Below are 12409 nucleotides of genomic sequence, written 5' to 3'. Positions count from 1 at the left end.
AGAAGCGCCCTTTAGCGCATCTTGCCGTCAACGGAAAGCGTGTAGATCCCCCTTGGAGGAAACGACATACAGCGTTTGCCCGGCGACAACCGGAGCCGTAGTTGCACCTCCGGGAACTTCGACCTGGTGAACCAGTGCCCCGTTAACCGGATTGAAGAAGCGCAGATAACCATCATTGGATGCAATCACAATACGGCCTCCGGCCAGGATCGGACCGTAATGTGCAAAGATCGGTCCACGGCGGCCTCGCTTGTCCTTGACAAAGCTTGGCAGATCCTGCGCCCAGATGATCGAGCCATCGGCCGCATTCAAGCGCACCAGCTGACTGCGGTCACTGATCAGGAAGATGCTGTTGCCTGCGGGCCAGACAGTATCAACCGCTCCTTCATCGGCGGTCCAGCGGCGTTCACCGGTGGCAGCGTCAAAGGCAACGGTCCGGCCAGAATGGTTGCCGATATAGATTGTGTTTCCGACAACCATCGGACTGCCGGTCACGTCAACGATCTGCGCAGCGGCCCGTCCCCGCCGCCCGCCTGCGACGGACGCATTCCAGCGACGGATGCCCCCACGGCGGAAGGTGGCCGCAACATCGCCGGACCCGAATGCAAACACAGCCAGGTCCGAGGCAATCACCGGTGCCGGTGCGCCCAGAACGTTGCCGACGCTGGGCGTGCCTTCGATTTGCCAGGCGATACGCCCATCCTTGGTGTTGATGGTCCACCCGGTTTCGTCCCCCGCAACCAGGTACAACAACCCGTCATTGACCATCGGAGAGCCGCTTCCGGTTGCGTCCAATCGCTTCTGCCACCGCACGGCGCCCGTTTTTGCATCCAATGCGGTCAGTCGCCCGAACCCGGAGGACACATAGAGAACGCCGTTCGAATACGCCATGCCGCCACCGGTGGCGTCTGCATCACCGTCGCTTGGCGGAACCAGATCGGTATCCCAGGCCAACTGGCCCTGCGGCGTGACCGCTGACACCGTCGCCCCCGCATCCAGTGTATAGATCAACCCGCCCGCAACCACCGGTTCGGCGGTGATACGTTGCTTGCGCGAGTCGCCCTGCCCGATCGACACAGACCAGACCCGCTGTGGCGTGCCACGCAGTGCTGCGTTCGAGGTTCGGTAAGCAGCCGTACCAGGGCTTTGCGGCCAGCTGGCATTCGCTTTTTGAGCTGGCAGGCTGATGGGCTGAGAGCCGCTTTTTTCCACTGTTTCCAGATCAGACGCCGGACGGATGTCTTCACGTTCTCCGGGCAAAATCGCTTCGGGAGGTTCACAGGCGGTCAATGCGGTCAAAGCCAGTGCCGCAACCGGCAATCCCGCGCGGGAAATTAGTCTTGTTACCATGGTGTTCCGAACTCGCCTGTCATTAAGTCTTTTGTCCCGCCTGGTCAGCCCTGTTGCGCCACCAATGGCTCGGGTTCGCCGCCCAACGCAACTATCAGCTGGGCCGCACGCTGTTGCAGATCAATACCGACCTCGGCGTCCTGACGCAGCGCCTGCAAGCGGTCCAGTGCCGCATCGACATTGCCCTCGGACACGTCGATCAGGGCCAGTTGCTCTTCGGCCAGCAGTCGAAGGGGCGCACCCGGCGCTGCCAGCGCTTCGAACTGCTGCCGACGGTCGGCGGCGGGCAAGGTGTCGCTTTGCAACAAAAGCGCCTTGAAGCTTGCGATCGCACGATAGATCTCGGGCAAATCCCCCTGCACGGCAACCGCGTTCAGACTGTTGACTGCCTCTTCGCGCGATCCCGCTTCAAGCTGGGACGCAGACAGCAGCATGTTCAGAACAGCATTCCCGCCCGGCGACTGCGCCTCGATTTCCCGCAAACCGGCTGCCCGTGCATCAGAATCGTTTTCCGACAGGGCCGCAAGAATCGAGTCACCCAGATCCTGCGCCTGCGCCGTATCGCGGGATTTGCGGTATTCATTGAACGCCGCCCCGCCAACAATCAGCGCGACCGCCGCCACACCAACCCAGCCCCAACGGCGCAGCAGCAGATACATCCGGTCACGGCGTACCTCTTCCGTGACCTCATCAATGAAACTGTCGGTGTCGCTCATTCCTGCCCCCTGGGCTGTGTGTCTTGTATAAGTGCGCCATGTCATACCCCGGCACCAACGCCAAGCCAAGGGTCCGATTTTGCGCATTTTCACCGCTTGGCTTCTCTCTTGCGAAAAAAACTAAACCGAACTATTCAGTTTAGTGTAGAAATTACACAGCCGACGCCCCATTTCATACCAAGACGGCCCGCTTTCGTTGGCACCGAATTCTAGGAGAAACACTGAATGCGTTTGATTTCTTTCATCAACGCCCTTCTGGTTATTATTGCGTTGTATTTTCTTGTTTTTGAGCGCGACTCTTTGTTTGCTTTCGCCGGGCGTGGCGAAGCGGAAGAAGCGGCGCAGACCGAAGCCGCCGAATCCGACGAGACCGATATTGATGCCGTTGGCGTAGTCGCCCTGCGTTCGCAGGCGCGCGAAATTGACAGTGCGGTTCTGCTGCGCGGACAAACCAAGGCGAACCGGCAGGTCGAGGTTCTGTCTGAAACCACATCCACGGTCATCTCGGAACCCAAGCGCAAAGGTGCCTTTGTCGAGGCCGGGGATGTTCTGTGTGAACTCGACCCCGGCACGCGCCCGGCGCAACTGGCCGAGGCGCTGGCCGGCAAACTCGAAGCCGAAAGCCGCATTCCCGAGGCTGAAGCCCGCTTGCAAGAGGCGCATGCCCGTGTGGCCGAGGCCGAAATCAATCTGACGGCTTCGCGCAAACTGGCGGAAACCGGGTTTGCTTCGGAAACCCGCCGGATTTCCAGCGAGGCTGCGATGAGCGCCGCCAAAGCAGGTGTAAAATCCGCCGAAGCCGAGTTGGAGGCGACCCGGGCCGGAATCGAAGCAGCCACAGCCGCAGTTGAAGCCGCGCAACGAGAGGTCGGACGCCTGACCATCAAAGCCCCGTTCAAGGGCCTGCTGGAAAGCGACACCGCAGAACTGGGCAGCCTGATGCAGCCCGGGTCCCTGTGCGCGACTGTAATTCAGCTCGATCCGATCAAACTGGTCGGGTATGTTCCGGAAACCGAGGTCAACCGTGTTCAGGTGGGGTCCGAGGCGTCGGCAACACTGGTCACCGGTCGGCAGCTTGGCGGCCGTGTCACCTTTCTTAGCCGCTCGGCGGATGAGACAACACGCACCTTCGAAGTTGAAATCACGGTTCCGAACCCGGATCTGACCATTCGCGACGGTCAGACCGCGACCATTCGCATCGCGGCAGAGGGCACCAAGGCGCACCTGCTGCCTCAATCCGCACTGACCCTGAGCAACGAAGGTCAATTGGGTGTCCGTACGGTCGGTACCGGCAATGTCGTCGATTTCATGCCCGTCCGCATTCTGCGTGACACGACAGAGGGCGTGTGGATCGACGGCCTTCCCGAAACGACGGATATTATTGTTGTCGGTCAGGAATTCGTGACACGCGGTGTAACTGTTGCGCCGACCTATCGGGAAGCATCCCAATGACCGGCGTTGTCGCATGGGCTGCTGATCGGGCCCGAATGGTATTGGCATTTATCGCCATCTCGCTCGTTATAGGCGGGTTTGCCTATGTCTCGCTTCCAAAAGAAGGCGAGCCGGATATCGAAATCCCCGCCCTGTTTGTATCAGTGCAGTTTCCCGGAATTTCCGCGGAGGATTCTGAAAACCTGCTGATCAAGCCGATGGAGACCGAACTGGCGGATCTCGACGGGCTCAAGGAAATGACCTCTACTGCTGCCGAAAACTATGCAGGGGTCGCGCTGGAATTTGACTTCGGTTGGGATAAAACCGCGATCATGGCGGACGTGCGTGACGCGATGAACACAGCTCAGGCGGACTTCCCCGAAGGCGCAGAACAATATTCCCTGACTGAGATCAACTTTTCCGAATTCCCGATCGTCATCGTGAACCTGACTGGTTCCGTTCCCGAACGCACGATGGCCCGTGTCGCCAAGGATCTGCAGGACGATCTTGAGGCTCTGGATTCCGTTCTCGAAGCCGGCATCGCGGGCAATCGCGACGAGATGCTCGAGGTTGTGATCGACCCGCTGCGGCTTGAGGCGTACAACGTGACGGCGGACGAGCTGATCAACGTGGTGCGAAACAACAACCAGTTGATTGCGGCCGGTGAAGTTGAAACCGCGCAAGGCACCTTCTCGGTCAAGTTACCGTCGTCGTTTAAAACCGCACAGGATGTTTACGGCCTGCCCATCAAGGTCAACGGGGATCGGGTCGTAACCTTGGGGGAACTGGCGCAGATCAATTACACTTTTGAAGACCGTGAAGGCACGGCCCGTTTCAACGGTGAATCGACCGTTGCGCTGCAGGTGGTCAAACGCAAGGGATATAACCTGATCGACACTGTCGCTCAGGTGAAGGAGACCATCGCCCATGCAAAGACCAAATGGCCGCCCGAGCTTCAGGCGGCGGTTGACCTGGGTACATCGAACGACCAGAGCCGCATCGTCGGCTCGATGGTCAGCCAGCTTGAAGGCTCGGTTCTGACTGCAATCGCGCTGGTGATGATCGTGGTTCTTGCCTCGCTGGGCACGCGGGCCGCCCTGCTGGTCGGATTTGCGATCCCGACCTCGTTCCTGCTGTGTTTTGCGTTTCTTGCCGTCATGGGCATCAGCATTTCCAACATCGTGATGTTCGGCCTCATCCTCGCTGTGGGGATGCTGGTGGATGGCGCCATCGTGGTTGTGGAATACGCCGACAAACGTATCAAGGAAGGCGTCGGCCCGATGCATGCTTATGTCGAGGCCGCCCAGCGCATGTTCTGGCCCATCGTGTCCTCGACCGCAACGACACTCTGTGCGTTCCTGCCCATGTTGTTCTGGCCCGGTATTCCTGGTGAGTTCATGGGAATGCTGCCGGTCACGCTGATCTTCGTTCTGTCGGCTTCACTGATCGTGGCGCTGATCTATCTGCCTGTCATGGGCGGTGTTTCCGGTCGGCTAAGCCGCATCTTCGACCGGTCCTCGACCTGGTTGCGGGCCCGCACGCCATGGTGGGTACGGGTGTTGATGGTGCCGCCGTCGCTGTACATGATCTTTCTGGGCGCGATGCAGGTCCTGAACCCAAACTACCTGCTGCCCGGTGGCTCGATCGCTGGCGCACTGTTGTTCCTGTTCGGGGCGTTTGCCGGGTCCGTAACCCTGAGCGCGGCGAAAATTGAACGCGGCGAAGAGGGCCATGTTCACACTGCAGACGAACACACTCCGTTTGGCCATGTGATCCGGTTCCTGGTCGGCAACCCGATCATGCCTATTGTCTCTCTGTTGGTCGTTTTCTCTGCGGTGTATTTCGTGACATTCGTCTGGTTCCCCCAGGAATCCCGTGGCGTTGAATTCTTCGTGGAAAGCGAACCTGAACAGGCCACCGCATATGTGCGTGCCCGCGGGAACCTGTCCTTGGCGGAAAAAGACGCGATGGTTCTTCAGGCCGAAGAGATCATCGGATCTCATCCCGCGGTCATAAATGTCTTTGCCTTTGCCGGCGAAGGTGGCCTGAACCAGAATAACGGTGGCGCTCAGGCGCCGGCCGATACAGTGGGCCGGGTTCAGTTCGAAATCATCCCGTGGGAAGATCGTCCCAACATCTCGGAATCCGCTCTGTGGGGCCTGTTCGAGCGGCACTTCGTGGCGCCCGAATATGACGGCGACTTCGTGATTGATGAACTGAATGCCCAACTTGCAACGATCCCCGGTATCATCGTCGAGATTCTGCCCTTGGAGCAAGGCCCTGCTTCAGCCAAACCTGTGCATCTGCGCATCAAGGGTGACGGGTGGGAAGACCTGACCTCGGCAGCGATCACCGCCCGCGAGGTTTTCGACACCACGCCGGGCCTGATCAAGACCGAAGACACCCTGCCCCTGCCCGGCATCGACTGGCAGATTGACGTGGATGTCGCCAAGGCCGGTCGGTTCGGAGCCGACGTGGCAACCGTCGGCGCCATGGTCCAGTTGGTCACGCGCGGCATATTGCTGGGCGAGATGCGCCCGGACAGCAATGATGAAGAGATCGAAATTCGCGTTCGCCTGCCCGAAGAAGACCGCGTTTTGTCGACACTGGATACACTCAAGGTTCGTACCCCGGACGGTTTGGTGCCGTTGTCGAACTTCGTAACACGCAAACCCGTGGCCAAGCTGGCCGAAATCAACCGCGTCGACCAGCAGCGATACTACGACGTCAAAGCGGATGTCGAACCGGGGCTGAGCAAGGTCGTGACCGAAGGCCCCGATGGAAAACAGGTGCGGCTGGCCGTCATGCGTGAAGTGACGGAAGGCTACACACCGACCGGCACCGTTCTGAATGGTACGGGTGGAAAGTCATATGAACTGGTGCAACTGACCGGCGCAGAAAGTGTCGACCAGCTGCGCAGCGCAATCGAAGACGGGGACGCGCAGTTTGCGCTGATCAACCCGAACGAGCGAATTGCGGTGCTGACGGAATGGCTGGAAACCGGCCCGTTCGCCAACGCGATCAGCTGGGAATGGACCGGTGATCAGGAAGAACAGGAAGAATCCGGCGCCTTCCTGGTGAACGCGTTCATGGGCGCCTTGGGGCTGATGTTCGTGATCCTGCTGGCGCAGTTCAACTCGTTCTACAATTCGGTGCTCGTGCTGCTGGCAGTGGTTCTGTCCACCACCGGGGTTCTGATCGGCATGATCGTGATGGAACAGCCCTTCTCGATCATCATGACCGGGACCGGCATCGTGGCCCTGGCCGGTATCGTGGTGAACAACAATATCGTTCTGATCGACACCTATCAGGAATACAGCAGCTATATGCCGAGGATCGAGGCGATCATCCGCACTGCGGAGTCCCGTATCCGCCCTGTGCTGCTGACCACGCTGACAACGATGGCCGGTCTGACGCCGATGATGTTCGGCCTATCGCTGGACTTCATCAATGGCGGCTATTCCATCGACAGCCCCACCGCACTGTGGTGGAAACAGCTGGCCACGGCGGTGGTGTTTGGCCTGGGCATTGCAACTGTCCTGACGCTGATCGTGACGCCATCGCTTCTGGCCTTGCGGGTCTGGGTGACAACCTATGCGATTTGGCTCAGCCGAGTTCTGGCCCGTGTAACGGCAGGCCGGTCCAGCCAGATCGCGCAGGACATGGCGATAGGGCGCTCTGCCCGGCAGATGCAGGCCACTGAAATTGTGTGGGAGGACGACTCGCGTTTTGAAGGATCAGAACAGGACAGTCGATCAGATCAGTCTGGTCGCCCCTCTGGCCCGCCGCTGAAAGCTGCTGAATAAAGGAAAAAGGACCGGTATTCCCGGTCCTTTTTCATTTGGCCATCATCACAACCGGGACCACGTCTGATGCGCGCAAATCGCATGTTCGCATCCTTTGACCAGCAGCTTGTCCCCCTGCAACGTCATCTGTGGCACCGCATCCACGTTGATCAGCGGGACCCAGAATTCGCCGCCGCCGTATTTTCCACCGCCTTCACCGACCACGTCCCAGAACAGTTTTTTGCCGATATTCGGTGTTTGGACTTCCTTGCCTGAAGCGTCATAGGCCGAAAGGATCCGACCGCAGAACTTATCTCCACACGCCGTGATTTTGATGTGCGAAATCAGGTTCTTGCGGTCAGGTTCAGTCTTCCAGACACCCACGATGGGATCGGCCGCCACAATGACGGGCAGACAAATCGCTATCACAATAGACGATAGTCGTGATTTCAGTCGCTTCATCATGACAGGCACCCTCCTGGTTTGGTGTATCCTACTCTGTTTCGCTCCAAGTTTGGATCTTCAGGCCGCCTCCCCGTCCGATTGCTGCCGGTTCCACAATTGGGCATACCGCCCCGACCGCGCCAGCAACTCGTCATGCGTGCCCTGTTCGATGACCTCGCCTGCTTCCAGAACCACGATCCGGTCCGCTTCGGCAATGGTGCTGAGGCGGTGGGCAATAGTGATAACCGTACGACCCTCTCCCGCGCGCGCCAGCGCATCCTTGATGTCCTGCTCGGTATCCGTGTCCAGGGCCGAGGTCGCCTCGTCCAGCAACAGGATCGGCGGGTTCTTGAGCAAAGTCCGCGCGATGCCGACCCTTTGTTTTTCACCACCTGACAGTTTGAGCCCGCGTTCACCGACCATAGTGTCATAGCCTTCGGGCAGCGAGGTGATGAAATCGTGAATTTGCGCAGCTCGGGCCGCGGCCTCGACCTCCTCCGGGGTGGCGTCGTCACGGCCATAGGCAATGTTGTACCGGATGCTGTCGTTGAACAATACCGTGTCCTGCGGCACAACGCCGATGGCCGCGTGCAGGCTGGACTGCGTCACATCCCGCACATCCTGTCCATCGATCTTCAAGGCTCCTTTGGTCACATCGTAGAACCGGAACAGCAGCCGCCCGATGGTTGATTTGCCAGACCCCGTGGCCCCCACGATGGCCACGGTCTGCCCGGCAGGAACGGTCAACGAAACACCTTTGAGGATCTCTCTTTCAGGGTCATAGCCGAAATGCACGTCGTCCAGCGTGACTTCGCCGCCATTCACCTTGAGGTTGGGCGCACAGGGTTTGTCGGTGACTTCGGCGGGCTGTTCAAGCAGATCGAACATCTGGCCCATATCGACCAACGATTGCCGGATTTCCCGATAGACCGTCCCCAGAAAATTCAGGGGTACAGTGATCTGGATCATGTAGGCGTTGACCATGACAAAGTCGCCCACTGTCAGGTTCCCGCTCTGAACCCCGATTGCAGCCAGAACCATCACACCGATCAAACCACAAGTGATCAGGAATGACTGGCCAAAATTCAGAAATGCCAGCGAATAAGCCGTTTTCAACGCCGCCCCGGCATAGGCTTTCATCGACACATCATATCGTTCAGCTTCGCGGGCTTCGGCATTGAAATACTTGACGGTTTCGAAATTCAGCAGGCTGTCGATGGCGCGCTGATTGGCTTCGGTGTCCTGATCGTTCATCTCGCGCCGAAGCTTCACCCGCCATTCGGTCACGGCAAATGTAAACCAGATATACAGGCCGATTGTGACAGCGACGACCACCAGATACCAGACATCGAACAGCCACATCAGGATGATCGCCACCAGCAGCAGTTCCAGGATCAGCGGCCCGATCGAGAACAGCAGAAAGCGCAACAGGAACTCGACGCCCTTGACACCCCGTTCGATGATGCGGCTCAGCCCTCCGGTACGGCGGGACACGTGGTAACGCATCGAGAGGTTGTGAATATGCTGAAAGGTCTCGAGCGCCAACGCCCGCAAAGCCCTTTGCCCCACGGGCGCAAAGGCCGCATCTCTCAGTTGTTGGAAACCCACGGTCAGCATCCGGGCCACGCCATAGGCAACCGTCAGCCCGACCGCGCCCAGCGCCACCGGCGGCACGCCCTCACCTGCCAGGGCGTCAACGGCACCTTTGTAAAGGATTGGCGTATAGACCGCGATCAGCTTGGCCAGAACCAGCATGACCATGGCAATCACCACGCGGCGCTTTACCCATGGCTCATCCTGTGGCCAAAGATAGGGTGCCACTTTGCGGATCGTGCGCCAGCCCGAGCTTCGTTCGTCGCGCGGCGCCGTATCGTCCGGGGTCATAGTAGGTGTTCGTCTCATCACGTACCTTAACTGCGGTCAGAGATTGACCCCGGCCCGCTTGGGCCAAAGGCGATGCTTATTCAGGTATGGTGAAGACCTGCCCCGGATAGATCAGATCCGGATCGCGGATCAGGTCGCGATTGGCCTCGAACAGCCGTACATACAGGACCCCGTCGCCAAACCGGTCGCGCGAGATGGCCCACAGCGTGTCGCCCCGTTGAACCGTAACCGAACGGATTGCAGCTGCTTCGCCCTGCGCGTTGGCCTGGCTGGCCGCCACGGCGGCATCCAGCACTTCAACCGGCTCTCGCTTGAACGGCGTTTCGACCCGGCTCAGCACCGTCCCGTCCGTATTCACCGCGTCCACGCGCAGCGTGTAGACACCCGGATCAATCCCCTCCAGATCGCTGCGCCAGGATCCATCCTCTTTCGGGTCGAGATCGGCGATCAGGCGATTGTTCAGGTACAGTCGAACGGCTGCACCGTCCTGCACACGTCCTGTCAACTGAACATTGCCGGTATCAGAATATCCGATTGTATCCAGTGCGATCTGATCGGGGGGCGTATCCCGCACCACAGGCGGCTGCACCAGTTCAACCCCTTCTTCGCCGGACCGCAGCACCGCAATCTGCTGATCCGGTTCGGGTGTCTGCGGCGGCAAGTCGGCGGTTTGCGTTTCCTCGGCCTCCGGCACGGTGGTTTCGGTTCCGGTCACGTCAGTTTCTGGCGCTGGAACTTCGGTCGCCGTTTCGGGCTCAACTTCTGCATCGGCTGTCGCGATTGTGGCGTCTTCGGCATCGGCCGTCGTGTCCGGATCGGATGCCGGCGATTCTTCAGTTACAGGCGCTTCTTCGACCGGCTTTGGCAATGCCGCAATTAGATAGTCGTCGGACTGTGTGATCCGTTCGCCATCCTTGCTTTGCAGGACCAACCCCTGAGCCGCATCGCTGAACGGGATCGAAACGAATTCGGCAAACTGGCCGCTGCCGTCCACGGTAAAGCTGTGCAGGGGTTCGCCGTTCAGCAGCACCTCGATCCGGCTGCCGGGCTCGGCATCGCCGGACAACAGCGCCGTGCCATCTGGCTCAACAAATATCTGATCCAGCGCCGGAGGGGCCGCTGGCTGGGGCGCGGTATCATCCGTCTTGGCAACGGCAGTATCTGCGTCAGAGGCGTCGGCCGTTTCACTTGTGTCCTCGGCAGGCTCGGTCGAGGGCCCTTCATCCGCAGGAGCCGCCTGTTCAGCCACTTCCGGTTTCGAAACCTGCGCATCCTGCCCTACAGGTTCCGGGGCTACGGCAGAGGCGGTTTCCTGCGGAGTGCTCGGCTCGGGCGTTTTGGTGAAGACGCCGGACAGATACAATCCACCCGCGCCCAATATCGCAACAAGACCCGCAATCACCCCCCAGATGAAATTGCCCGAGCTTCCGTTTCCCGATTTGGCGTCCATTATTTTCCTTTCACTCCGACGGGCAAAAGCTTTGCGTTGAAAAGCTTTCCGACGGACAGTTGAGCCAATCTATCAATCCCGCTATCACGGGTCAAAACCCCTGACACAACCCCGGAGCCCCTCTTTGATGTCTCAGAAATCAGTCTGTGTGTACTGCGGGTCACGCAATGGAGCCGAGAAGGCTTATTCTGAAACTGCACGGCAGTTCGGCAGCCTGCTGGCGCAGGAAGGCTGGCGGCTGGTCTACGGAGCCGGAGATGTCGGTTTGATGGGTGAAGTGGCCCGCGCCGCGCAGAATGCCGGTGGTGAAACTTTCGGCGTCATTCCGGTGCATCTGGTCAAGCGCGAGGTCGGAAAAACGGATCTGACCCATTTCGTGATCACCGAGACAATGCACGAGCGCAAGAAGGTCATGATCATGAACGCCGACGCCGTCGTGGTTCTGCCAGGCGGTCCGGGGTCGCTGGACGAGCTGTTCGAAGCGCTGACATGGCGCCAGCTTGGCCTGCATGACAAGCCAATCGTCGTGGTCAATGTGAACGGCTATTGGGACGCGTTGCACACATTGTTGGATCAGGTGATCGGGCAAGGCTTTGCCGACACGTCTTTGGCGGATTTCATCACCTGGGTCGAAGACGCCGATACTGCCATGATCGCCCTGCGTGACACGCTGACCTGAGGATGGGAAACCGTGCGGGCGGTTGAACCGCCCGCCGTATTGATCAGGCCAGTCTGGCTTTGGGTTGCAGACTGTGGCGCACCACCTGTTCGACCTTGTGCAAAGGATGATTGGTCAGGGTCTTGTTGACCTCGGCCACGACCTTTCCCAGCACCTCGCTGTGCAACCGACGCCGCAACAGGCCCAGAACATGAGGGCTGGCCACCAGAACCAGCCTGTCATAGGCGCCTTTCAGCCCCTTGCGATTCAACAGGTTCGCCAGATCCTGCACGAACAGAGATTTTGCGTGCGCCTTCCACGTGGGTTCTTCAATTGCCGATTTCTGTTTTGGTCCGCCGTCGTTGCGACGACCTGCGCGGTCCGTCGGTTTTCCGGTCGGGCCGTCTTGTTCTTCGACAGCGACGACGACAAGGTTGGGATCGTCGGCGTCGGTGATATTCTCCATCACCAGCGCTTTCTCTCCATCTGCAACAATAACCCAAGTTCCCTGTGTAAGTGCGACCATTGCGATCTCCTGATTAGGTTGTGTTCTGGGTATCCCTCGACCTGCCGGACATGCGGGGTTGTTGACGCACGAACAGTGCGCAGCCCGATCATGGTTTGAATTGATATGCAGTTTCTCCCTCCGCCCTACAGAGATGTGTACTGGAAAACAGCAAACAAGATACCG

The 12409-nt window shown here is 59.3% G+C and carries 9 protein-coding genes; 3 read left to right on the top strand and 6 right to left on the bottom strand.

All coding sequences use genetic code 11. From position 1 onward, the window contains the following. Nucleotides 1-27 precede the first annotated feature (27 nt). Both GOW09_RS02155 and GOW09_RS02150 read right to left on the bottom strand, forming a co-directional pair. Complete coding sequence (locus GOW09_RS02155; RefSeq protein ID WP_171115291.1) at nucleotides 28-1350, bottom strand: PQQ-like beta-propeller repeat protein; 1323 nt, start codon at nucleotides 1348-1350, stop codon at nucleotides 28-30. A 44-nt stretch (nucleotides 1351-1394) separates the two neighbouring features. Next, complete coding sequence (locus GOW09_RS02150) at nucleotides 1395-2066, bottom strand: hypothetical protein (protein ID WP_171115289.1); 672 nt, start codon at nucleotides 2064-2066, stop codon at nucleotides 1395-1397. Between the two features lie 225 nt (nucleotides 2067-2291). On the opposite strand from GOW09_RS02150, the gene GOW09_RS02145 reads away from it, so the two are divergent. Both GOW09_RS02145 and GOW09_RS02140 read left to right on the top strand, forming a co-directional pair. Beyond that, nucleotides 2292-3518, top strand: coding sequence for an efflux RND transporter periplasmic adaptor subunit (locus GOW09_RS02145; RefSeq protein ID WP_171115286.1), 1227 nt, complete (start codon nucleotides 2292-2294; stop codon nucleotides 3516-3518). Further along, complete coding sequence (locus tag GOW09_RS02140; protein WP_171115284.1) at nucleotides 3515-7303, top strand: efflux RND transporter permease subunit; 3789 nt, start codon at nucleotides 3515-3517, stop codon at nucleotides 7301-7303. Before GOW09_RS02145 ends, GOW09_RS02140 begins: the two co-directional genes overlap by 4 nt. Before the next feature lie 45 nt (nucleotides 7304-7348). Here the strand turns inward: GOW09_RS02140 and GOW09_RS02135 are convergent, their stop codons facing one another. The 3 genes from GOW09_RS02135 to GOW09_RS02125 all read right to left on the bottom strand — a co-directional run bounded on the left by GOW09_RS02135 (nucleotide 7349) and on the right by GOW09_RS02125 (nucleotide 11060). Next, nucleotides 7349-7747 (bottom strand): DUF2147 domain-containing protein, encoded by a 399-nt coding sequence (locus GOW09_RS02135; protein WP_171115282.1) that lies wholly within the window; start codon nucleotides 7745-7747, stop codon nucleotides 7349-7351. A 57-nt stretch (nucleotides 7748-7804) separates the two neighbouring features. Beyond that, a complete protein-coding gene (locus GOW09_RS02130; protein ID WP_171115279.1) occupies nucleotides 7805-9610 on the bottom strand; it encodes an ABC transporter ATP-binding protein/permease in 1806 nt (601 codons plus the stop codon). 76 nt (nucleotides 9611-9686) lie between these two features. Beyond that, nucleotides 9687-11060: a LysM peptidoglycan-binding domain-containing protein gene (locus tag GOW09_RS02125; protein ID WP_171115277.1), complete on the bottom strand. Its 1374-nt coding sequence runs from the start codon at nucleotides 11058-11060 to the stop codon at nucleotides 9687-9689. A 127-nt stretch (nucleotides 11061-11187) separates the two neighbouring features. Between GOW09_RS02125 and GOW09_RS02120 the strand changes: the two genes are divergently transcribed. Continuing rightward, nucleotides 11188-11739 (top strand): TIGR00730 family Rossman fold protein, encoded by a 552-nt coding sequence (locus GOW09_RS02120; RefSeq protein WP_171115275.1) that lies wholly within the window; start codon nucleotides 11188-11190, stop codon nucleotides 11737-11739. A gap of 43 nt (nucleotides 11740-11782) precedes the next feature. Here GOW09_RS02120 and GOW09_RS02115 read toward each other — a convergent pair whose 3' ends face one another. Continuing rightward, nucleotides 11783-12244 (bottom strand): host attachment protein, encoded by a 462-nt coding sequence (locus GOW09_RS02115; RefSeq protein ID WP_152458383.1) that lies wholly within the window; start codon nucleotides 12242-12244, stop codon nucleotides 11783-11785. Nucleotides 12245-12409: the final 165 nt, after the last annotated feature.

This window comes from Ruegeria sp. HKCCA5463, assembly GCF_013034175.1.
Lineage (GTDB): Bacteria > Pseudomonadota > Alphaproteobacteria > Rhodobacterales > Rhodobacteraceae > Ruegeria.
The sequence above is the reverse complement of the archived record's forward strand: the minus strand, read 5'-3'. Positions and strand labels throughout refer to the sequence as shown.